This window comes from Spirosoma validum, from assembly GCF_014699035.1.
Taxonomy (GTDB): Bacteria; Bacteroidota; Bacteroidia; order Cytophagales; family Spirosomataceae; genus Spirosoma; species Spirosoma validum.
This window is the reverse complement of sequence record NZ_JACXAA010000001.1, coordinates 873,475-896,997: the sequence shown is the minus strand read 5'-3', so window position 1 is coordinate 896,997 and position 23,523 is coordinate 873,475. Positions and strand designations below refer to the sequence as shown.

The window sequence follows — 23,523 nt, the reverse complement described above, 5'->3', positions numbered from 1 at the left end:
TATACGGACTAAAGTCCATGATACCTAATCAATTCAGAGTATACGATTATTTATGACTGATTTAGTAAAAGACGCGCTCAGCAAAGCAGCTATGTTTTGCGCTTATCAGGAACGTACCCAACAGGAAGTGCGTGACCGGCTAAAGGAATGGGGCGTTTTTGGCGATGATGCCGAAGAAGTTATTGCTGAGCTTATTCAGCAGAATTACCTGAACGAAGAGCGGTTTGCCAAAAGCTTCGCGGGCGGCAAGTTCCGGGTGAAGGGGTGGGGTAAACGGAAAATCAAACAACATCTACAGCAACGAGGCATTTCAGGCTATAATCTCGATCAGGCGATGAAAGAAATCGCACCGGACGACTACCGCGAGACGCTCACCGAATTATTGACTAAAAAGCGGCAAACCATCCGAGACGATAACCCCCTGGTTGTGAAACAAAAACTGGTACGTTATGCCCTCAGCAAAGGCTACGAGTCTGAGTTAATTTTTTCAGTGTTGGGCCAGGAGGAGTAAAACGTATTTCCGCAAAGGCTTTTTTTACCCTATTTTTTAATTTACCGACTTCTGACCATATGCCCCGATTATTGCTGGAAACTGAACGTATGGCCAACCTTACCAGCGGCCTGGGCCAGCTTTGTTTACATCTGGGGCGTGAACTGGTGCGCCAGAAACCACCCGACTGGGAGATTACTTTTCTGGTAACCCGCGATCAGGTCGGAATTTTTGGGCCGTCGGTTAAGTATCGAATTGCTACCCGATTAGGGCGAGTCTGGCGATTCTGGAACTATGATATCTGGCACTGTTTATATCAGGACACGCGATTTTATCCGACCTTATCCACTCGATTTATTTACACGATCCTGGATCTCAATTACCTGGCGCTCAAACAATATTCCGTTCAGCGAAGGGAGAAGCGTAAAGAACAATATCAGGCTAGAATCAATCAGGCCAGGACGATTACCACTATTTCGCAATACGTAGCAAAGGATGTTCAGCAGCAATTGAGCGTACCGGCTCAAACCCCCATTGATGTTATTTATTGTGGTGTCGATATTCCTGACAACGTATCAATATCTCCGCCTATCGTTAAACCGAAGGGCCCGTTTTTGTTTTTTATTGGGATGTTACAGTCCTATAAGAACGTCCATACAATGCTTCCTTTGCTGGTTTCTAATCCCAGCTATTGGCTGGTGCTGGCCGGGCCAGATAAACCTGAATACAGCCAGCTAATTTGGGAACAGGCTCGACAGTTAGGTGTAGCAGATCGGCTTTTAATGCCCGGACCCATCGATGAATCGACAAAGTGGTGGTTTTATACCCATTGCGAAGCCTTCCTGTTTCCGTCGTTGATGGAAGGGTTTGGCATTCCGGTAATTGAGGCCATGTCATTTGGGAAACCTGTATTTAGCTCTCCTCTAACCAGTCTACCCGAAGTAGGGGGCAGTGAGGCTTTTTATTTTCCCTCATTTGATGCGGAAACGGTCAATGAAACCTTTAAAAAAGGAATGCAGGCGTATCGAAATGACCCAATGATGGCTGATCGATTACGCCTGCAAAGTCAGAAGTTCCGCTGGGAAATTGCCGCATCAGAATACTGGCAGCTTTATCAAACGCTGATGCGTAGCTCGTGAAACGAATTATTTAATTAAACTCACTCCGCCCATTTCTGGTGGCTGAGGAATACCCATCAGTTGCAGAATTGTTGGAGCGATGTCAGCGAGCTTCCCGTCATTGAGTTCTGGATGGTACTCTTTATCTACCAAAATACAGGGGACTAAATTGGTCGTGTGGGCCGTGTTCGGCGAACCATCGTCGTTGAGCATGTATTCAGCATTCCCGTGATCGGCGATGATGATGGTGGTATAACCATGTTCCAAAGCTGCTTCAGTAACGGCCTTTGCGCAGGCATCTGCCGTTTCTGCGGCTTTTATTACGGCTTCGAACACACCTGTATGGCCCACCATATCGGTGTTGGCAAAATTCAGACAAATGAAATCGGCTTCTTCTTTTTCCAACTCAGGAACAATCGCATTCCGAATATCATAAGCTGCCATTTCGGGAATCTGATCGTAGGTTTTAACCGGTATGGTTATCTCAACGCCCTTTTCATCGATAACCGTCATTTCTTTCGGTGAAGGGCAAAGCAGACGTTTTTCTCCTGAAAAGGGCTCTTCCCGACCACCCGAGAAGAAGAACGTTACGTGTGGATACTTCTCTGTTTCGGCGATCCGAATCTGTTTTCGTCCTGCATTCGCAACAACTTCACCTAACGTATTGTGTAAATTATCTTTGTCGAAAATTACGTTCACGTTGACAAACTCACTGTCGTAGTTCGTCATGGTAATGTAATCCAGATTCAATTTTTTCATGCCCTGTTCCGGGAAATCCTTTTGCGTCAGTGCCTGCGTAATTTCGCGGCCGCGATCAGTACGGAAGTTGAAACAGAGCACTACGTCGCCGTCCTCAATAACGGCTACGGGTGAGCCATCCGGCTGAGTTGCGATAATCGGCTTGATAAATTCATCCGTAACGTCAGCATCGTACGATTCCTGCAAAGCCTTTATTACGTCAGTAGGCGCTATTTTCTGCCCTACGCCATTCACCATGGCATCGTAAGCTATTTTAACCCGCTCCCAGCGATTATCGCGGTCCATTGCATAATAGCGGCCAATAACACTGGCAATTTGCCCAGTTGTAGCCGCCATATGCGCCTGGACATCCGTGATGTAGCCAATTCCTCCCTTAGGATCTGTATCGCGACCGTCAGTAAAGGCGTGAACAAATACATCGGTCAGGTTATGAGCGTGTGCAATGGACAATAGGCCTTTGATGTGATCGATGTGTGCATGAACACCACCATCGGAAACCAGACCGATAAAATGGACTTTCCTGTTATTGGCTTTGGCGTAGTTTAGCGCATCAACCAAAACAGGCTCATTATCAAGCGTATGGTCTTCAACAGCTTTATTGACTTTTACTAAATCCTGATATACGACCCGGCCTGCACCGAGATTCATGTGACCTACTTCCGAATTGCCCATCTGTCCAACTGGCAATCCAACGGCCAATCCCGACGCATCCAACGTACTATGTGGATAGTTAGGATACAATGAGTTTATGAACGGTGTATGGGCGGCTTCGATAGCCGATACATCAGGCTTGAGCGGAATACCCCAGCCATCGAGGATAATGAGAATAACTTTTTTGTTCATAGATTCAACTTGTGAATAAGTGAATGAGCGGATGAGTGACTGACTAAAAAAGATCTGTCAGTCAATCATTCGCTCATTCACAATTTGAAAGTTATGCTGTTGAACAAGATACGTTAATAACTGTCGACAGCAACGTAGTGTAATCTGATAAACTTCTTCAAAAACGTCAGGTCCTTCGTAATAAGGGTCCGGTACGTCGGGTTCATTATTGACGTCGGGGTCGAACTCCCGAAGCAGAAAAATTGTGTCAGTGGAATAAATGCCCGTGCTACGGTAATTCAGTTTTTCGATGGCTTCAAGGTTTTTTTCGTCCATGGCCACGAAGTAGTCAAACTGGGCCAGATCTTCACCGATCAGGCGCCGGGCACGGTGAGTGAGCGTTAACCCGTGTTCGAGCGCGTTTTCGCGGGTTCGTCGATCAGGTAGGCTACCAATATGGTAAGATGATGTTCCGGCGGAATCACAATTGATCTGCTTTTCCAGACCTGCTTCAGTTACTAAACTCCTAAAAATCCCTTCCGCCACCGGTGACCGGCATATATTACCTAGACAAACGAAGAGGACGTTTAGCATGGGGGTAGGGGCAGAGGGCAGAGGGGTAAGGGTAAAATGATAACCTCTGCCCTCTGCTATTTTTCTAGCGGTTCATTCTTTTCATCCACAATGACAAAAACGTCTTCTTCCGGCCGTTTCATCAGATATTTTTCGCGGGCAAATTTTTCACGAAGCTGATCATTACCAAGAATTTCCTGGCGTTCCGTTTGAATAGTCTTGATACGTTCTTGATAAAACCTGGCGTCCCGATCCAGCTCATGTACTTTCCACCAGTTTCGAATTTGAGTGGGCAGGTCATTGGCATCAAAAAACGTCATCCAGGCTAACAGGCCCAGGCCCGTAGCCACGTAGAAGTTTCGTCCGTAATGAAGAAATTTTTGTAGCATAGGGCATGGAGCATGGGGCAGAGGGGTAAGGGCAGAGAGTAACTGAACCCTATGCCCCTAACCCTTCGCCCTATGCTAGAATTTAAGTCCTGGGAAATACGCTGTTTCGCCCAATTCCTCTTCGATACGTAGTAACTGGTTGTATTTCGCCATCCGGTCAGAACGTGATGCCGAACCCGTTTTAATTTGGCCGGTATTCAAGGCAACAGCTAAATCAGCAATCGTTGCATCTTCCGTCTCGCCCGAACGGTGCGACATGATATTTTTGTAGGAGTTGCGTTTGGCTAGATTTACCGTGTCAATGGTTTCGGTTAGCGAACCAATCTGATTCACTTTCACCAGAATAGCATTAGCAATACCTTTATCGATCCCTTCCTGAAGACGCGTTACGTTCGTTACGAACAGATCGTCGCCAACCAGTTGGGTATTGGTGCCTTTCAATTCATCGGTATGTGCTTTCCAGCCAGCCCAATCGTCTTCAGCCATGCCATCTTCAATCGACAGAATCGGGTATTTACTCACCCAATCTTTCCAGAAACCTGCCATTTCAGACGAAGTCAGCTTATCACCCGTCGATTTTTTGAAGTGATAGACACCTGCTTCAGCATCGTAGAACTCCGACGACGCAGCATCCATCGCAATCCAGACGTCTTCGCCGGGACGATAGCCCGCTTTCTCGATTGCCTGAATAATGGTTTGAATCGCTTCGTCGTTCGATTTAATGTTTGGGGCAAAACCGCCTTCGTCGCCTACGTTCGTAGCAAGACCCATTTTTTTCAGAACGCCTTTAAGCGTATGGAATATTTCGGTACCCATACGTAGCGCTTCCGAGAAACTCGACGCGTTAGCAGGCATAACCATGAACTCCTGGAAGTCAATCGAGTTGTCGGCGTGTGAACCTCCGTTCAGGATGTTCATCATCGGAACCGGTAATGTATTGGCATTAACACCGCCAATGTAGCGATAAAGAGGCAGGCCTGCTTCCTGAGCGGCTGCTTTGGCCGCTGCCAGCGACACACCTAAAATAGCATTTGCGCCAAGTTTGCCTTTGTTGGATGTACCGTCCAGCTCCAGCATAATTTTATCGATCATGCTCTGCTCAAAGACTGAAATGCCAACCAGCTCCGGGAAAATTAGTTCATTTACGTTCGAGACGGCTTTCAGAACACCTTTGCCCATATAGACTTTTTTGTCGTCGTCGCGGAGTTCGACCGCTTCATGGGTGCCTGTCGATGCGCCGGAAGGTACGGCCGCCCGACCTAAGAAACCCGTTTCGGTACGGACATCGACTTCAACAGTCGGGTTACCACGTGAATCCAGAATCTGTCGGGCATGAATGCTTTGAATGGTACTCATAGGAAGAATAAGAAAGATTAATAACGAAATATTCTATGGGTCCGGCGCACCGGTTTTTGATGTTTGACTACCAAGCGATTAGGCTGATAGACTAACCGGGCGCAAAGTAACAAAATACAAGCCAAAACTTTTAGAAGAGCGGAGGAAAAGACAACATGTATGTGCGTGACCAACCTAACAATTTAATGTCAATAAAGACCTGAAACAGAAGTTGTCAGAAAATGTTGTCTATTTGTGTGCTCTAACATTGCCACCAAACTACTATAAGATTATGCGAGGGTTATTATATTTTCTGTTGTTTTTGTTAGTCATTCTCGGAGTACTGTACGCGCTTACAGGCTGGAGCTACAGCGATGGTGAGCGTGCCGGAACGGTTTCCAAATTTAGCCGCCGGGGTTTTGTTTTTAAAACGTACGAAGGTGTACTGAACGTTGGCGGATTTTCGGGGGAAACGGGTTCATTAACACCCCAATATTTCGACTTTTCGGTAGATAATGACGCGGTAGCTAAGCAGATCACGCAGGCCGTAAAAACAGGTCAGCGAGTCACGCTTCATTACGAAGAAAAAATACTGAAATTTCCCTGGAATGGTGAAACGAAATACTACATTACTGGCGTAGAAATCGTTGGCCCGCCGGCTCGCCCCTATGGTGACGGGTCCGCTTATCCGGGTAATCAGCAAGATCAAACCCAACCTGCTCAGTCACAACAAACACAGCCTCAAATCCAGCAACCCGCGCCAGCTCAGCAGCCTGTTTCTGCCGATTCTACACTTTAGTTGATTAATCGCGGTGTTGTTTGTTAAGTTGTTGAAAAACAGTCACTTTTCTGGTGAATTGTCCAGGTGAGTTTTTCATGGGAACATACGCTTAAAAAGCCTTAACTATTTTCAGAAACCGTTTGGTAAACTGGCGGTTTTTGGGTAATTTTATCTGTTTAAACAACCATCCTAACATGGCAAAATCAGATACGGCGCAAGCCACAGCATCTGCTAATGACAGTAAATTAAAAGCCCTTCAAACAACCATTGAGAAGCTTGACAAAGCGTTCGGAAAAGGCACCGTAATGCGCCTGAGCGAAAGCAAAGTTGTCGACGTTCCGGTTATCTCAACCGGCTCGCTGGGATTAGATTTAGCGCTCGGCATTGGCGGAATGCCCCGTGGTCGTGTTGTTGAAATCTATGGACCTGAATCGTCCGGTAAAACCACATTGACAATGCACTGCATCGCCGAAGCGCAGAAAGCGGGCGGTCTGGCAGCCTTCATTGACGCTGAACACGCATTTGACCGGGTTTACGCGGAAAAACTGGGCATCGACACCAAAAACCTGCTAATCTCACAGCCTGATAACGGTGAACAAGCGCTCGAAATCGCTGAACACCTAATTAGTTCTGGCGCCATTGATATTATCGTTATTGACTCCGTAGCTGCACTTGTGCCAAAAGCCGAAATCGAAGGCGAAATGGGCGAAAGCAAAATGGGTCTCCAAGCCCGTTTAATGTCGCAGGCGTTACGTAAACTGACCGGTACAATCAACAAAACTGGTTGCTGCTGCATTTTTATCAACCAGTTGCGTGAGAAGATCGGTGTGATGTTCGGTAACCCAGAAACCACAACCGGTGGTAATGCATTGAAATTCTATGCATCGGTTCGCCTGGACATCCGTCGTATTGGGCAGATCAAAGAAGGCGCCGATAACGTAGTGGGTAACCGCACGAAAGTGAAAGTTGTGAAGAACAAACTCGCGGCTCCGTTCAAAGTTGTCGAATTCGATATTATGTACGGTCAGGGCATCTCAAAAGTTGGTGAAATACTTGACCTGTCTGTTGAGATGGAGATCGTGAAGAAATCAGGCTCCTGGTTCTCTTACGGCACCAGTCGACTAGCTCAAGGCCGCGACGCGGTTAAAGAGTTGCTATTAGACAACCCAGAGTTGATGGGCGAAATCGAAGGCAAGATTCGGGCGAAAATTGCTGAGGATGATGAAGCTCTTCTCGATCCTGTTCTTGCTGGTACTGAGGCTGACGATGAAGGTCTGATCGAAGATTAGTTTTTTGATCAAAAAAGGTAAAGTATAGATCATAAAAAAAGATCGGCAGTAAGCCGGTCTTTTTTTATGCAATTAGTATGACGAACGTTTATCGGCTCTCCAAGGGCGTAAACTCTCGTAACGTAGCGCCAGTGTAAATCTGGCGTGGGCGACCGATTGGTTCTTTCTGTTCACGCATTTCTTTCCATTGCGCAATCCAACCTGGGAGACGGCCAATCGCGAACATGACGGTGAACATATTGGTTGGAATACCAAGAGCGCGATAAATAATACCCGAATAAAAATCGACGTTCGGGTACAGTTTACGCTGAATGAAGTATTCATCGTTTAACGCAGCTTCCTCCAGACCTTTTGCAATTTCCAGAACAGGGTCATTGACGCCGAGTTTGCTCAATACGTCGTCGGCAGCTTTTTTGATAATTTTAGCGCGGGGATCGAAATTTTTGTAAACACGGTGCCCAAAGCCAAATAGTCGGAAACCCGTCGTTTTGGCATTTTTAGCCATGTCAACGTATTTCGATACGTCGCCACCATCGGCTTTGATGGCTTCGAGCATTTCGATTACTTCCTGGTTAGCACCACCATGCAGCGGCCCCCAAAGAGCACTAATACCGGCTGAGATCGATGAATAAATGTTAGCCTGCGACGAGCCTACTAATCGAACCGTTGAAGTTGAACAGTTTTGTTCATGATCGGCATGAAGAATCAGTAGTACATTCAGTGCTTCGACGACTACCGGGTCGATTTTATAATCTTCGACCGGCAGTGAGAACATCATGTTCAGGAAGTTCGGAATGTAATCCAGCTGATTCTTGGGGTAATTCGTAGGGTGGCCCAATGAACGCTTATACGACCAGGTTGCAATCGTTGGAAGCTTAGCCAGCAATCGGATAATGTGCAGATCCGTATTGTCCTCTTTGCCGCTTTCCAAATCCGGATAAAAGGCACTCATAGCACTTACCAACGATGACAGGACTCCCATAGGGTGTGCGCTGACCGGGAAACCATCAAAGATTTTCCGCATATCTTCATTCACCAGGGTGTGGCGACGAACGGAGGTCTCAAACTGCGTAAACTGATCCTTCGTTGGTAAATCACCATAGATAAGCAGGTAAGCGACTTCCAGGAATGATGCCTTTGCCGCTAAATCTTCAATGGCGTAACCCCGATACTGTAGTATACCCTCTTCACCATCTAAAAAGGTAATGGCGCTTTTTGTGGCACCGGTATTTTTGTAACCCCGGTCTAACGTAACGTAGCCGGTCTGATCACGGAGATTCGAGATGTCGAAGGCTTTTTCGTGTTCGGTTCCCTCCAGGGTTGGGAATGAATAGGACTTGCCATCGACAGTTAATTCAGCGGTGTTTGCCATACAAAAACAGGGTAGAGTTAATCAGAGGTAATGAGTTAATGGCTCATTACGTTTCAGGGTGAACTACATAGAATGAGTCTTCAAACTGATTCGGGAGCCGTAACGGAACTATCCGGGCGAAATTAGCCCAAAAATCCAAACGACGAATGAAATTGTCGTAAAAATCCCGTATTACCTTTCTATTAAGATGTAACAAAAAGAATGCGCAATAAATTTTCGCATTACCGTTTATAAAAAATTCCGCCTTTTAGAACGGCACGAACCCGCTGCAAATTAGCGATTGTTTTGCCTGGATCACCTTCTACAGCTACCAGATCGGCCAGTAAACCAGGCTTGATGCGTCCCCGATCTTTTAACTGGAACGTATCCGCATTGATCGATGTGGCTGACCGTAACACATCGATCGGTTTCATACCGTAATTAACCATCATAACGAGTTCACGTGCATTGTCGCCGTGGCTGAAAACGCCCACATCACCACCGGCGCAGATCGTTACCCCTGCCTCCAGAGCCTGTTTGAACGTAATGCGCTTTTGTTTAATACGTTCCGGTTCGGGATCTGTTCCTTTTTTCCAGCCACGATACTGACTTACAGCATCCCCAGCCGCTAGTGTTGGGCAAAGAGCTGTCCCATGCTGTTTCATAAGCGCGAACACTTCGGGCGTACCAGCATCTCCATGTTCAACGGTTTTACAACCACCCAAAATGGCACGGCGCATTCCTTCAGCTGTACTGGCGTGAGCTACTACAGCCCGACCACTACTGGCGGCTACGTCCACAATCAGCTTAATTTCATCGATCGTATACGTTGGGCGCGCTTCAGCCATAAGTCCCCAGCGATAATCGGCGTAAATTTTTATTGCATCGGCGCCCTTGCCAATCTGCCGCCGAACAGCTTTGATCAGCGCGTCCTGCCCGTCGGCTTCTTCGGCTCCCTGCGGCACATCAATATCGGCGCTGAATCCTTTGGGTCCATAACTGCCTGACGCAATGAGTGCTCGTGTCACGATAATCATGCGAGGTCCGGGAATAATACCCTGATCAATCGCTTGTTTGAGTCCTACGTCATCATAATCAGCACCTTCGGTACCTAGATCACGAACGGTGGTAAAACCGGCCATAAGCGTTTTTTGCGCATGAACAGTAGCCCTGGCTACACGTAATGACCGGGCTTCTTTTAGAACCTGATCGTCCCAGGGGGTTTCGTTGTAAGGGTGCAACAGTAAATGGGAATGTCCTTCGATTAATCCAGGCATTAAGGTTGTTCCTTTCAGGTCGATAATCTCAGCACCATTCGCTGATACTGAAGAGACAGACCCAGCGGCATCAATTTTGTCTCCCTTTATACGAACGACCCAATCTTCGTGAACTGTTTCACCATCAAAGACCCGATCGGGTTTAAGAAGGTAGGTTGATTGAGCAAAAAGCGAAACGGGAAACCAGATCAATAGAAGGTATAGTTTGTGCATGAGTGAAGTGTTGAAACACCTCAAACATACGCAGAAAAGCGCCAAATGGCGCTTTTCTGCGTATGTTGCAAGCAGTAATAAACCTGAACTGCCAACACGGGCGATTGTATTTACCCAAACAGGTTATTAGTCAGCTGCGTTTGTTCGAAATGGCCTCCCATACGCCTTTGCCAAACACTAAAACGACTAATCCCGGCAGCAGAATAGCCCCCGCCCGAAAACCTGAGCCTGTCAGTTTGTAAATGCCCGTATTGTATTGGGTAAAGCTCTGAAACAGGTAATAGATTGATGCAGCCAATAAGGCTACTAAAACGACAAGTCCCACAGCTTGGCTAAGTCGCCCGGAAAGCCAGGTTATTAGCAGACAGACACCCACTACTAATGAAACGGTTCCGAGCGCTTTCGGGAATGTTTCAATAGCTTCATACTCAAAAAAGAACACCCCAGCCTGACCAATCAGATTGGGGTGTGAAAGAAGCCAGCCGTCTAGAATAACCAGCACAAGAAGTAAAATGTAAAAGAAGGGGTTACGCATAAAATTATTATCGCAGGTTGTTTTTACTCCAACGAAGATAATAACTCATTACGTTTCCCTATCCTCCCAATTCCATCTTCAGAAATTTGCCCGTGTAGCTTCCCTTGACCTCGGCTACTTTTTCAGGCGTGCCTTCCGCAATGATGTAACCGCCTTTGTTACCACCTTCGGGGCCAAGGTCAATGAGGTGATCGGATACTTTGATAACATCCAGATTATGCTCGATAATTAGGACTGTATTACCCTTGTCGGCGAGTTTGTTTAGTACGTCAAGCAGGTGAGCAATGTCCTGAAAGTGCAGACCGGTCGTTGGTTCATCGAGGATGTACATCGTCTTACCCGTGTCTTTTTTGGATAGCTCTTCGGCAAGTTTCACACGCTGCGCTTCGCCACCCGACAACGTAGTAGCGTGTTGGCCGAGCGTAATGTAGCCCAAGCCCACGTCGTTTAATGTTGATACTTTACGAAGAATTTTGGGCTGGCTGGCAAAAAAATCCAGACCTTGTTCAACGGTCATATCCAGTACATCGGCGATGGATTTCCCTTTGAAACGTACTTCCAGCGTTTCGCGGTTGAAGCGTTTTCCTTTACAGGTTTCGCACATCACGTGAACGTCAGGCAGAAACTCCATTTCGATTTTCTTCATGCCCGCGCCTTCGCAATCTTCACAACGCCCACCCTTTACGTTGAACGAGAATCGACCCGGCTTATAACCGCGAATCTTGGCTTCGGGTAGTTCAGCAAACAGCGTTCTGATTTCCGAGAACATGCCCGTATACGTAGCGGGATTTGAACGGGGCGTCCGACCAATCGGCGACTGATCGACTTCAATCACTTTATCCAGATACTCCAGTCCCTCTACTGTTTTAAATGGCAGCGGCTCGCGCTTCGATTTATAAAAATGGCGATTCAGAACCGGAAACAGGGTTTCGTGAATCAGCGATGATTTCCCACTGCCTGATACGCCCGTGATCGTCACCATCCGACCAAGCGGCAACTTCAACGTTACGTTCTTGAGATTGTGGCCTGTCGCATTTTTGATAATCAGAAATTTACCATTCCCCTTTCGTCGTTCGGTTGGTACGTCGATATTTCGTCGCCCACTGAGGTAATCAGCGGTGGTGCTGCTACCTGCTGCTCCAACGTATTGATTGTTCAGGAATTCATCGGGTGTTCCCTGATTAACGACCTGACCGCCATGCCGACCCGCACCGGGACCGATGTCGAGAATAAAGTCGGATTCGAGCATCATGTCTTTATCGTGCTCAACCACCAGAACCGTATTGCCCAGATCGCGCAGGTTTTTCAGCGAATCAATCAGTTTTACGTTATCACGCTGGTGCAAGCCAATACTCGGCTCGTCCATGATGTAGAGTACGCCAACTAATTGGGTGCCAATCTGCGTAGCCAGTCGAATCCGTTGCGCTTCCCCACCGGATAAGGTACGTAACGCCCGGTCAAGCGTAAGGTAATCCAGACCGATGTCGAGCAGGAAACCGATCCGTTTGCGGATTTCTTTCAGAATTTCTTTTGCAATGACGTTCTGCCGGTTGCTTAGACGACTTTCCACGCCATCAAACCAGGTAGTCAGTTCCGAAATGTCCATGCGGGCCAGCTCGGAAATGTTTTTCTGATCGATCTTGAAATACAGCGATTCTTTTTTCAATCGGGCACCGTCGCATTCGGGGCAGGTTTTTACAACCATAAAATCCTTCAACCACTCCTGAATTTTGTCGGTGCTGTTTTCCTGCTGCCGTTTCAAAAAGTTGACAATCCCTTCAAACTTAAAACTATAATAATCTTCCCGAGCGTCGGCCCGGCCCGTATCCTTCTTCGACGGAACCGTTGCCTCGTCTTCCGTTCCGTACATAAGCGCATGCAACAGATCTTCCGGAAATTTAGCAACGGGCGTTGTCAGGTTGAGTTTGTACTTTTTTAGAATCGCTTCGATCTCCTTGAAAATCCACAACTCGCGGTATTCACCCAGCGGAGCAATAGCACCCCGGCTAATACTGAGCGATTTATCTGGAATAACTGACTCCTGTGTAATTTCTTCAATCACCCCTAAACCATTGCAAACGGGGCAGGCACCATACGGCGAGTTAAACGAGAATGAGTTTGGCGAGGGTTCGTCGTAGCTGATCCCCGACTCCGGGTCCATCAGATTCTGCGAGAAATACACCAACGTACCAGCTCCATCGAGCATTTGCATCGCGCCTTTTCCTTGCTTCAGCGCCGTTTGTATCGACTGGCTCAGCCGGTAACGATCTTCTACTTTCGGAACGAGCCGGTCAATGACGATTTCGATGTCGTGAATTTTATACCGGTCCAGTTGCATTTTTGGCGCGATGTCCTGTACCACGCCATCGACCCGAACTTTGGTGTAGCCCGTTTTAGCAATCTGCACAAACAGTTCGCGGTAATGCCCTTTCCGACCTTTGATAATCGGTGCGAGCAGCGTTAGTTTCTGTCCGGCGTATTGTTCCAGAATCGTATCAATAATCTGGTCCTGCGACTGACGTTCCATCTTTCGGCCCGTTACGTAGGAAAACGCTTCTCCGGCACGTGCATAGAGCAACCGCAGAAAATCGTAAATCTCCGTCGTTGTGCCGACTGTTGAGCGAGGGTTTTTGGATGTCGTCTTTTGCTCAATGGAAATCACCGGACTCAGGCCGTTGATTTTATCGACATCGGGCCGTTCCATATCGCCGATGAACGAGCGGGCATAAGCCGAAAAGCTCTCCATGTAGCGCCGTTGGCCTTCGGCATAAATCGTATCGAACGCCAGCGACGACTTGCCGCTTCCGCTAATACCCGTCACAACCACCAGCTTATTGCGGGGGATCGTTACGTCAATATTTTTCAGGTTATGTTCACGAGCGCCCAGGACTTCAATCTGATCGTACCCTGTCAGGTCAATATCGGTGAGTCCGGGCCGACGTTCGGTTGCTTTTTCTTCCGTCACGTTGGGATGAGCTTATTCTTAAGAACAACGTAAACGGATGGGGTAGAGTTTCCGGGGGGACGACTGGTTTTTGCAATAGTGGGTTCTGGCAAATTTCTTATCTTTGGCTGTATTGTACTGCAATTTTTATGGCTACAGCTTACGACGCTCCTCGCCGACCGCTTCCTAAGCCCCGACGCAAAATCCCAGATTCCCTGGTCTACGAAATCATGGACGGTAAGCCTATTTACAGAAAAGGCTACCGGGACGTAGTATCAGGTAAAAAAACAATCGAAGAAATTATGGGGGCCAGCACCTTGCAGTCTGTTATTGTTGCTTACCTGGTTATTCAGATTGGAAAATTTATTGATGACGATATTTATTTTGTGCTTACGGGCGAATCAGGTGTCCACCTCGATCACCGGAACAATCTGGCGAACGATATTGCCATTTTCGATCAGGCTGTACTGACGCCCGCCAAAATCTCTAAAAAATATGCAGACGTCCCGCCCAGAATCGCCATCGAGGTTGACATTGAAGCTGATACGTATGAACTAACCGAAAACGGATATATTTATAAAAAGACCCGCAAGCTCTTTGATTTCGGCGTTCAGAAAATCATATGGGTACTGACCGATCCGCAGGTTGTCCTGATTGCTACTCCGGAACGTATCGAAACGGTGAATTGGGATAAGGATGTGGAAATTATGGACGGCAATACATTTAATATCGGAGCGTATCTGACTAAAAAAGGAATTAGTATTCCCTGATGTTTTGGGTAGTCAAAGCCTGGTGGTATTCATGTACGATCAACAGGTGAAGTCGTTATAGAGACATACTAACGCAACGTTTTTTCATGGCCGACCTACACACTCCTGCCCAACCGGTACGCCGGACCGTGCAGCTATAACATGTCACGATACGTAGCAAAGACACCAGGGCCGAACTAATTGTCCGCAAATTCCTGCACGCACACGGTTTCCGGTACCGCCTACATGACAAGAACCTTCCCGGTAAACCCGACGTAGTGCTACCCAAATACAAAACCGTTATTTTCTTGAATGGCCACCTCTCCTAACTGGACTCGCGAAGAGTTGATTTTAGCATTTAATCTTTACTTGAAACTGCCTTTTGGTAAAATGCATAAGGGCAATGAAGAGGTGAAAAAACTGGCGGCTATTTTAGGTCGCCGTACACCTGATTCAGTGGCAATGCGGCTTGCCAATTTTACCAGCGTTGATCCATATCATCAGCAACGTGGGGTAAAAGGGATGGATGGTGGCCGTAAACAGGTTGAACCGATCTGGAACGAATTCATCAATAATCAGGAGGAACTTGTTTTTGAGAGTGAACACATTCTGGCTGAATATCAGCACAAAACAATTGAAGAGGTTTATCCCGAAATTATATTTGATCTCAAGGATTTAAAAGGTGAGGTAAAAATAAGAGCTGTAAAAACACGAGTGAACCAAAGCGTTTTTCGGCAAATGATTTTGAAAACGTATGAGAATCGCTGTGCCATTTCGGGGATTGATCTGCCTGAGCTACTGGTTGCCAGTCATATTATACCGTGGGCAGAGAACGAACACGAGCGACTCAATCCCGAAAATGGTTTATGCTTATCAAATCTATATGACAGAGCCTATGAAAAAGGACTGATTTGTATCGACGTGAATTACAAAGTACTCCTTTCAAAACGACTGAAAGCTGAATCATCGAAAGAGTTTTATCAGCAATTCTTCGGTCGCTATGAACATCAACCCATTCTAGCCCCTAAGGTATACCAACCCAAGAAAGAATTTCTGGAGTATCGCTTGCAACAGTTTCGATTCTAAGAGCGCAAATAAGCATCTACTCCTCTCTGTTTCACCAGTACTATTTCATAGCAGAAACGTTTATCCTATTATCTGGCGTTTCAGGCAAAATTATTGGCGTACCCCCCTTATTAAAGGACTATTCCAGGAATCTCAAGTATCCTATTTTATCTAATCAACTCACTACGTTGAGTTTACGCTATTTTTCAATTTGTCTAATGCCGGGTATCCAACCCAATCACCTTGTATGAGAGGCCTGAAATCGTAACTTTGTTAACCTGAGTTTACATAATTTTTGTCCGTCTTATCTGTCACAAGAATCAGGCATTTCCACATAAAAGCACCTCGTCAGTATGGTACAGAATGATGTAATTGAACCGATTTTAGAAGAAGACAAAAGCCGATTTGTGCTGTTTCCCATCAAACACTGGGATATTTGGGAGTATTATAAAACCCACGAAGCGTCGTTCTGGACGGCTGAAGAAATTGACCTCGGTCAGGATATGAAGGACTGGAACAGCCTCAACGATGGCGAACGGCACTTCATCTCGCACGTACTGGCGTTCTTTGCCGCATCCGATGGGATTGTAAACGAGAACCTGGCCGTCAATTTTCTGTCGGAGGTGCAGTACGCCGAAGCCAAGTGTTTCTATGGCTTTCAGGTCATGATGGAGAATATTCACTCCGAAACGTATTCGCTGCTGATCGATACGTATATCAAAGATCCAAATGAAAAAGACCGGCTGCTGAACGCCATCGACACGATTCCGTGCGTGCAGAAAAAAGCCGAATGGGCGTTACGCTGGATTGATAACGGTACGTTCGCTGAGCGGCTTATTGCGTTTGCGGTCGTTGAGGGCATTTTCTTTTCGGGATCGTTCTGCTCGATTTACTGGCTGAAAAAGCGGGGGATGATGCCAGGACTGACCTTCTCGAACGAGCTGATCTCGCGAGACGAAGGTCTGCACCGCGATTTCGCCTGTATGCTTTATACCGACCATATCGTCAATAAGTTGCCAGAGTCGGAAATTTACGACATCATCCGTAACGCCGTTGAGATTGAGCAGGAATTCGTGGCCGATGCGCTACCCGTGTCACTAATTGGGATGAACGCTGAGCTGATGAAGCAATACATCGCATTCGTAGCCGACCACCTGCTCGTTACGCTTGGATTACGGAAAATCTATAACGTAACGAATCCTTTCGATTTCATGGATATGATCTCGTTGCAGGGCAAAACGAACTTCTTCGAGAAGCGCGTGGGCGAATACCAGCGGGGCGAGGTAATGTCCAAGTTCAAAGCAGCCAAAGCGGCTTCGCAAAACCCACAGGATGCGGAAAACCCAACGCCTGCTGTAGTAGTCGAAGAACCCAAAGGCATTACGTTCGACGCTGATTTTTAATTGTATTTTTGTCATTACAACTGTCCAGTATGGCAAGCAAAGAAGTCCCGCAACAGCTGTTGCGGGACTTCTTTACTTAGTCAGGTAGCCACAGGTTAGAATGCTACCGACTAATAATTTTAACTGAAGCACCTCTTGTTACCCGATCATCGGCCTTGAGACCGTTCAATACGCCTGCTTCTTCGACGCGATTGGCGGGCATTCCCAGCGCGGTTACCACTTCCCGAAACGAGCCATCACGGGGGGCCGCTTTTACCAATACACGTTCTGGCTTGCGATTGAGTTTATCAGGATCGGTGAGCGAACGGAAATTGCCAGCCACCTGCTTAAACGTACTGAACGCGTTGTTGAAATCGGAAGCAGCGGCCAGTCCGTGCAGGGCATAAACGGCGTTGTTATACTGAATCAGCCAGGTTCCAATCTGAAGCGCCGTTTTGGGGTCCTGTTGCTGTTGTGGTTGACCTTGCTGCTGTTGTTGCTGTTGGCGTGAAATCAATACGTAGGCGGGGTTGCCATTGATCGTGGTTTTGCTGTTCTCCAGTACGTTCAGGCTTAATTCTTTCACTAGATTCTGGGCAGCTTCGTCCAGCGAGTTTCCTTTCGCCAGCATCAGAATCATGGCTGATTTTCCATCCTTGGCAGCCATCTGAAACTGGCTCGGTGAGTTTTGCGACTGCCAGCTAGTCGGCACAGGAAATTGAAAACGCAACTCAGGGTGATAGAACTGCCCGTTTTCGACGAAGCCCTGTTTAGGGTCCTCGCCATACATAATACCGTCAATCAGTCGCAGGTACTGATCGCGATCCACCTGATACGTAGCAGGGTTCTTAGCCTGATAGTCTTTTGCCAGCTCATGTACACGCGTGAAGCGATTGCCGGGGTCAGGGTGGGTCGACATAAACTGGGGTACGGCTTGGCCTGAGTTATCGGAAAGGCGTTTGAGTGTTCCAAAAAAGTCGGCCATCTGGTGCGCATCGTAACCAATCTTACTGGAATATTCGACGCCCAATTTATCAGACTCCGATTCGTGGTCGCGGCTGTACTTAAGCGATAAAAGGCCCAATCCCTGCTGAAGTGCTTCGATATTTTGCCCAACGACTTGTGGCGCAAGAACCGCCCCACCAATGAGAGCAATTGTGCTGAGCAACTGGCTTTTCTGGGAGCGAGCTGCGTGTTTGGCCGTAATGTGGCCGATTTCGTGACCCAGTACACCGGCAAATTCGGCTTCATTATTAAAATGAGCCAGAATACCACGCGTGAAATAAACGTAACCACCCGGCACAGCAAAGGCATTAACAATCGGCGAATCGACGATGTAAAACTGATAGGGAAGGTCAGGACGATGCGAAATTTTAGCCATTGCTTTCCCTTTTTCGTTCATAAACGCCTGAAGGTTTTTGTCCTCATATAAACCCATTGTAGCTACGACTGAGGGGTGTGATTCTTTCCCAATAGCAATTTCCTGTTCGGTTGACATCAGGCTTATCTCGCGCTTACCTGTAACTGGATTGCGGGCGCAGGACGAAACGACGATTAGGGTAATTAACGTAGCGGATCGATACCAAAAAGTGGATGTGTGCATGGTAGGTAGATTAGGGTTTAGTGTGTAAAGACGTAATGATTCTAGACCAATTCGAGGGGTAACCAATACGATTAATATAAACTACTACTGAGGTCTGTTTTGTTTAATGCAGTTTTAACGTTGTACGTACGCCAATTTAGACAAGCACTCGATTATGGTCAGATTTACTTAGCTTTAATCGCTGATTATTACTTAACACGATCAGCTAACCGTCCTTTTTTGTCGCCTATTGTAATTATTAACTTATGGCTGTCGCGGGTATAAACCGGTATTTCAGGCTGTGGAAGCATATTTCTAACCCCGGAGAATATATGTTCCGTAAGGGCGATCGTCATAAACGCGATCTCATTTTCACGACGAAACCCCTGCCTATACGCTTTCAGGTATCTCAAGGTGTGTACTCGCTCTTCAAGGAGTTATTTATGGAAGACGTGTATGAAATTGATGAACTGGTCGATGACTTGCCGACTGCACCTGTCGTGATCGATATTGGGGCCAACGTCGGTTTTTTTGATATTCAGCTCTTATCGAAAATCGATAAGGCGACTATTTACGCCTACGAACCGGTGCCCGCTAATGTGAAAACGCTTCAGCAAACGCTCCGGCAGAATCCAAGATTAGAACAAAGCGTACACCTGTTTTCGATGGCCGTAACAGGCCAACCTTTAGCCCAATTAGAGCTATTTGCTGAAGCTGAAGAAAATAATCAGGTAGTAGCCTCTGCCTTCTCGAACTTTCATGAAAATAATAGTAAGAAAATAACAGTACCCTGTGTAACGCTCACAGATATTATTCAGGAAAATGGCTTACAGGCTATTGATCTGTTGAAGATGGATTGCGAAGGAAGCGAATATGATATTATGTACCATACGTCTCCCGAATTGATCAAACGAATCAGGAAGATGATGATTGAAGTACATGATCTTGATAAAGAGGATAAGAATATAAAAGCCTTCAATCAATACGTGCAATCCTTGGGTTATACCACCAATTACTCGCCCATTAATTCGTTTTGCTACGCACTGGAAGCCACACAACAATAGATCCCATCAGCTTTGCCCGTTAATTAATAAAAACAGCGTTTTGTATTAACAGGACGCTGTTTTTATTAATCAGCCAACGTTTATAAAGATTTCATAGGTAGTAGAGTGTAGTAACTGCTCTTTAGGAAACGTAGCGCCAAACCCGCAACTTTTCCTGGTTTATGCAGATTAACAACTCTTTACATCCCAACGACCTCTCTACAAAACTTAACCGATTCTGGGAACTCTCCGGCCAGAAAATTCGACTCATTGAAAACGAATACGACGGAACAAAAGGATCGCCCGTTTTTACCGTTGCTGGTAAATACACGACACGTGGCTGGACGGAATGGACGCAGGGCTTTCAGTTTGGCTCCGCTATTGTGCAATTTGACGCGACAAACGAAACCGATTTTCTGGAAATGGGTCGCCAAAAAACGTTGCGCGTAATGGCTCCTCATATCAGTCATATTGGTGTGCATGATCACGGTTTCAATAACGTCAGTACGTATGGTAACTTGCTCCGGCTAATGCGGGAAGGCCGAATACCAGAAAATGAATGGGAAACCAATTTCTATGAGCTGGCCCTGAAAATCTCTGGAGCCGTACAGGCAAGCCGATGGACGCCCGTCAAAAACGGGGGGTTTATCAGTTCGTTTAACGGACCCCATTCGCTATTTGTCGATACGATACGTTCATGTCGGGCTTTAGTACTGAGCCATGCGTTGGGTCATGTTTTTCAGGGTGAGGGCGACGCAAAAATCAATCTGCTGGAACGAGCGTTACAACACATCAAAGCCACCGCCGATTACTCAGTTTTCTACGGCGAAGGTCGTGATACGTATGACATATGGGGACGTACTGCGCATGAAAGCGTCTTTAACGTAAAAGATGGCAATTTCCGTTGTCCTAATTCGCAGCAGGGCTATTCAGGGTTTACAACCTGGACGCGCGGACTAGCCTGGGCAATGTGCGGGTTCGCTGAAGAATTGGAATGGCTCGCCACCCGCGATGATGCCGAACTCGAACCTTTTAGTGGACGTAGCGCCATTGAAGCTTACATGCTGAAAGCTGCCACGGCCACCTGTGATTTTTATATCGAACACACACCTACGGATGGCATTCCTTACTGGGATACCGGTGCGCCAAACCTACACCGTTTAGGTGATTATCTGAATCGTCCTGCCGAGCCCTACAATGATTTCGAACCCGTTGATAGTTCAGCGGCTGCTATTGGTGCCCAAGGCTTACTACGTCTGGGTAAGTACTTGACTGATCAAGGTAATTCTGACGCAGGGAAACGATACTATCAGGCAGGTTTAACCGTACTCGATACGTTGTTCGATGAACCTTACCTGAGCACAAACCCAGCGCATCAGGGACTGCTTCTCCACTCAATTTATCATCAGCCCAACGGCTGGGATTACGTACCACCCGGAAGCCGGATTGCCAATGGAGAGTCGAGTATGTGGGGTGATTATCATATCCGCGAAGTCGCGCTGTATCTGCAACGTATCATTCGCAATGAGCCGTATTACACTTTCTTTAATTGCCTGCCTCAATGAGTGAGAAATACAAACCTCAATTTCCCCGTATGGCGCAGTTAAAAACGGCTGCTGACCTGCGGAATTATCTTGCAACGAACGACATCGATCTGCCGTTTGACGACGCATTACTATCGGCTGAAGAAAATCCTTTTAATCGTTCTATTCCCCTCAAATCAGGCAGGACGATTGGCAACAGCCTTTGCATTTTGCCAATGGAAGGCTGGGACGGCACTACCGATGGGCGTCCGACGGATTTTACTAGGAATCGCTGGAAGAAATTTGCGATTAGTGGGGCTAAACTATTATTTGGCTGCGAAGCTGTAGCCGTTTGTCATTCAGGAAAGGCCAACCCGAATCAGTTAGTGATGAATAATGATACGTTTCCGGACTTTGTTGAGTTGCGACAATTACTTCTTGATGAGCATACCAAAGCATTCGGAAAAACCGATGATTTATTGATTGGTCTTCAACTGACGCATTCGGGGCGTTTCTGCAAACCAAACAGTCATAAAAAATTTGAATCGAAAATTCTCTATAATCATCCGTTTCTGAACAGTAAGTTCGGTATGCCCGCCGATTATCCTACGCTTACGGATGAGGCTATTGATCGAATCATTGAACAATACGTTGAAGCGGCTGTACTGGCTCAAAAAGCGGGTTTTGAGTTTGTGGATGTAAAACACTGCCACGGTTATCTGGGGCATGAATTTCTCAGTGCCGTGGATCGGGAGGGGCGCTACGGAGGTTCTTTCGAAAATCGAACGCGCTATCTGCGGAACATCGTGGCCGGTATTCGTCAGGCAGCACCGGGTCTTGAAATTGGTATTCGCCTGAGTTCGTTCGATATGCTACCTTTCAAGAAAGGACCTGCCGGTACAGGTATTCCCGAAGCTGCCGACCACTACCCGTTTGCCTTTGGTGGGAAAGATAACGGATTAAGCGTTGATCTTACCGAGACGAAAGCGTTGTTATCGCTGGCCGAATCACTCGGCATTCAATTGGTGTGCATAACGGGCGGAAGTCCTTATTACAATCCACACCTCATGCGACCAGCCTTGTTTCCTCCCTCTGACGGTTATTTGCCGCCCGAAGATCCGTTGATAGGGGTGAAGCGCCAAATCGACGTAACGCATGAGTTGAAGCAGGCGTTTCCAGAATTAGTACTTATTGGGTCAGGCTATTCGTATTTGCAGGAGTGGCTTCCCAACGTAGCGCAGTACGTATTGCGCAACAACATGGCCGACAGTATAGGCTTTGGTCGTATGGTTTTATCGTATCCGACGATGCCCGCTGATATGACAGCTGGTCGTGCTTTAGTTCGAAATCTCATATGTCGCACATTTTCTGACTGCACGACCGCGCCACGTAATGGCCTGATTTCGGGCTGCTATCCATTGGACATACTCTATAAAAAAAGTCCAGAAGCCGAGCAACTGAAAGCAATTAAAGAAAGCCTATGAAAAACGCGGATGGCCGCCCCGTAGCACTTATTACGGGCGGTAGTCGGGGGATTGGTTACGGCGTTGCTGAGCAATTGGCTAAGGAAGGATTCGACCTGGCAATTAATGGCGTTCGTTCTGAAGCGTTGGTTACAGAAGCGCTGGACGACCTGCGTTCACTGGGTGCCGAGGTAATTTACTGCCCGGGTGACATTGCCTCACGCGAAGATCGAAGGGCCATTCTGACAAAAATACAGACGCATTTTGGCCGATTGAACGTATTGGTGAACAACGCGGGTGTAGCGCCGAAAGAACGCCGTGATATTCTGGAGGCTACCGAAGAGAGTTTTCAATACGTACTGTCAACCAACTTGCAGGGGCCGTATTTTCTGACGCAGGCGGTTGCCAATTGGATGATCGAGCAGAAACGTAGCGACGTTACGTTCACCGGATGTATTATCAGTGTTTCGTCGGTTTCCGCTACGGTGGCCTCGGTAAATCGGGGCGAATACTGCGTAGCGAAGGCCGGACTGAGTATGATGACGCAACTGTTTGCCGCTCGACTGGGTGAGTTCGATATTCCGGTTTATGAAGTTCGGCCGGGTATTATTCAGACCGACATGACAGCGGGCGTAACTGCCAAATATGATAAGCTGATCGCGGATGGTTTGTGCGTACAAAAACGCTGGGGTTACCCCGACGACGTTGGTAAAGCGGTTGCTGCCCTCGCGCGCGGTAACTTTCCTTACTCAACCGGGCAGGTTATTATGGTGGATGGGGGTATGACTCTGCCACGTTTATAAGATTTTGATAATCAGTCTATAATTTTCGATTAGTTTT

21 protein-coding genes are annotated in these 23,523 nt (G+C 47.1%); 12 read left to right on the top strand and 9 right to left on the bottom strand.

What is annotated here, in order from left to right; translation table 11 throughout:
* The first annotated feature begins 52 nt into the window (after positions 1–52).
* Positions 53–511 carry a regulatory protein RecX gene (locus tag IC230_RS03595; protein ID WP_191037583.1) on the top strand — a complete coding sequence of 153 codons (459 nt, stop codon included), beginning with the start codon at positions 53–55 and terminating at the stop codon, positions 509–511.
* Between the two features lie 59 nt (positions 512–570).
* Positions 571–1,629, top strand: a complete 1,059-nt coding sequence (locus tag IC230_RS03590) for a glycosyltransferase family 4 protein (protein ID WP_191037582.1) — start codon at positions 571–573, stop codon at positions 1,627–1,629.
* A gap of 6 nt (positions 1,630–1,635) precedes the next feature.
* On the opposite strand, the gene gpmI is transcribed toward IC230_RS03590, so the two are convergent.
* From gpmI to eno, 4 genes are all read right to left on the bottom strand, one after another.
* Entirely contained in the window at positions 1,636–3,210 is a 1,575-nt protein-coding gene (gene gpmI, locus IC230_RS03585) for a 2,3-bisphosphoglycerate-independent phosphoglycerate mutase (protein WP_191037581.1), read from the bottom strand.
* Between the two features lie 57 nt (positions 3,211–3,267).
* A complete protein-coding gene (locus IC230_RS03580; protein WP_191037580.1) occupies positions 3,268–3,783 on the bottom strand; it encodes a low molecular weight protein-tyrosine-phosphatase in 516 nt (171 codons plus the stop codon).
* A gap of 56 nt (positions 3,784–3,839) precedes the next feature.
* Complete coding sequence (locus IC230_RS03575; RefSeq protein ID WP_191037579.1) at positions 3,840–4,151, bottom strand: septum formation initiator family protein; 312 nt, start codon at positions 4,149–4,151, stop codon at positions 3,840–3,842.
* 75 nt (positions 4,152–4,226) lie between these two features.
* A complete protein-coding gene (gene eno / locus IC230_RS03570) occupies positions 4,227–5,507 on the bottom strand; it encodes a phosphopyruvate hydratase (protein ID WP_191037578.1) in 1,281 nt (426 codons plus the stop codon).
* Positions 5,508–5,778: 271 nt separating this feature from the next.
* Between eno and IC230_RS03565 the strand changes: the two genes are divergently transcribed.
* Both IC230_RS03565 and recA read left to right on the top strand, forming a co-directional pair.
* A complete protein-coding gene (locus tag IC230_RS03565) occupies positions 5,779–6,285 on the top strand; it encodes a hypothetical protein (protein WP_191037577.1) in 507 nt (168 codons plus the stop codon).
* Positions 6,286–6,461: 176 nt separating this feature from the next.
* Positions 6,462–7,556, top strand: a complete 1,095-nt coding sequence (gene recA / locus IC230_RS03560) for a recombinase RecA (protein ID WP_191037576.1) — start codon at positions 6,462–6,464, stop codon at positions 7,554–7,556.
* 88 nt (positions 7,557–7,644) lie between these two features.
* Here the strand turns inward: recA and IC230_RS03555 are convergent, their stop codons facing one another.
* The 4 genes from IC230_RS03555 to uvrA all read right to left on the bottom strand — a co-directional run bounded on the left by IC230_RS03555 (position 7,645) and on the right by uvrA (position 13,897).
* The gene (locus tag IC230_RS03555) at positions 7,645–8,928 is read right to left on the bottom strand and encodes a citrate synthase (RefSeq protein ID WP_191037575.1); all 1,284 of its coding nucleotides are present in this window, start codon (positions 8,926–8,928) and stop codon (positions 7,645–7,647) included.
* 221 nt (positions 8,929–9,149) lie between these two features.
* A complete protein-coding gene (locus IC230_RS03550) occupies positions 9,150–10,397 on the bottom strand; it encodes a metal-dependent hydrolase family protein (protein ID WP_191037574.1) in 1,248 nt (415 codons plus the stop codon).
* Positions 10,398–10,527: 130 nt separating this feature from the next.
* Positions 10,528–10,932 carry a hypothetical protein gene (locus IC230_RS03545; RefSeq protein WP_191037573.1) on the bottom strand — a complete coding sequence of 135 codons (405 nt, stop codon included), beginning with the start codon at positions 10,930–10,932 and terminating at the stop codon, positions 10,528–10,530.
* A 58-nt stretch (positions 10,933–10,990) separates the two neighbouring features.
* A complete protein-coding gene (gene uvrA / locus IC230_RS03540; RefSeq protein ID WP_191037572.1) occupies positions 10,991–13,897 on the bottom strand; it encodes an excinuclease ABC subunit UvrA in 2,907 nt (968 codons plus the stop codon).
* Positions 13,898–14,025: 128 nt separating this feature from the next.
* Here uvrA and IC230_RS03535 point away from each other — a divergent pair, with 128 nt between their 5' ends.
* The 4 genes from IC230_RS03535 to IC230_RS03520 all read left to right on the top strand — a co-directional run bounded on the left by IC230_RS03535 (position 14,026) and on the right by IC230_RS03520 (position 17,093).
* Entirely contained in the window at positions 14,026–14,646 is a 621-nt protein-coding gene (locus tag IC230_RS03535; RefSeq protein ID WP_191037571.1) for a PDDEXK family nuclease, read from the top strand.
* Positions 14,647–14,795: 149 nt separating this feature from the next.
* On the top strand, positions 14,796–14,954 hold the full coding sequence (locus tag IC230_RS03530; protein WP_191037857.1) for a hypothetical protein: 159 nt from the start codon (positions 14,796–14,798) through the stop codon (positions 14,952–14,954).
* Positions 14,938–15,711: an HNH endonuclease gene (locus IC230_RS03525; protein WP_191037570.1), complete on the top strand. Its 774-nt coding sequence runs from the start codon at positions 14,938–14,940 to the stop codon at positions 15,709–15,711. The genes IC230_RS03530 and IC230_RS03525 overlap by 17 nt, the downstream gene beginning before the upstream one ends.
* Positions 15,712–16,043: 332 nt before the next feature.
* Positions 16,044–17,093 (top strand): ribonucleotide-diphosphate reductase subunit beta, encoded by a 1,050-nt coding sequence (locus IC230_RS03520; RefSeq protein WP_191037569.1) that lies wholly within the window; start codon positions 16,044–16,046, stop codon positions 17,091–17,093.
* A 103-nt stretch (positions 17,094–17,196) separates the two neighbouring features.
* Here IC230_RS03520 and IC230_RS03515 read toward each other — a convergent pair whose 3' ends face one another.
* Positions 17,197–18,675 carry a M48 family metalloprotease gene (locus tag IC230_RS03515; protein ID WP_191037568.1) on the bottom strand — a complete coding sequence of 493 codons (1,479 nt, stop codon included), beginning with the start codon at positions 18,673–18,675 and terminating at the stop codon, positions 17,197–17,199.
* Positions 18,676–18,986: 311 nt separating this feature from the next.
* Between IC230_RS03515 and IC230_RS03510 the strand changes: the two genes are divergently transcribed.
* The 4 genes from IC230_RS03510 (at position 18,987) to IC230_RS03495 (ending at position 23,486) form a co-directional block, all read left to right on the top strand.
* Positions 18,987–19,718 carry an FkbM family methyltransferase gene (locus tag IC230_RS03510; protein WP_191037567.1) on the top strand — a complete coding sequence of 244 codons (732 nt, stop codon included), beginning with the start codon at positions 18,987–18,989 and terminating at the stop codon, positions 19,716–19,718.
* Positions 19,719–19,879: 161 nt separating this feature from the next.
* A complete protein-coding gene (locus IC230_RS03505) occupies positions 19,880–21,262 on the top strand; it encodes a glycoside hydrolase family 88 protein (RefSeq protein WP_191037566.1) in 1,383 nt (460 codons plus the stop codon).
* Positions 21,259–22,704: an oxidoreductase gene (locus IC230_RS03500; RefSeq protein WP_191037565.1), complete on the top strand. Its 1,446-nt coding sequence runs from the start codon at positions 21,259–21,261 to the stop codon at positions 22,702–22,704. Before IC230_RS03505 ends, IC230_RS03500 begins: the two co-directional genes overlap by 4 nt.
* A complete protein-coding gene (locus tag IC230_RS03495) occupies positions 22,701–23,486 on the top strand; it encodes a 3-ketoacyl-ACP reductase (protein ID WP_191037564.1) in 786 nt (261 codons plus the stop codon). Before IC230_RS03500 ends, IC230_RS03495 begins: the two co-directional genes overlap by 4 nt.
* The last annotated feature ends 37 nt before the right edge of the window (positions 23,487–23,523 follow it).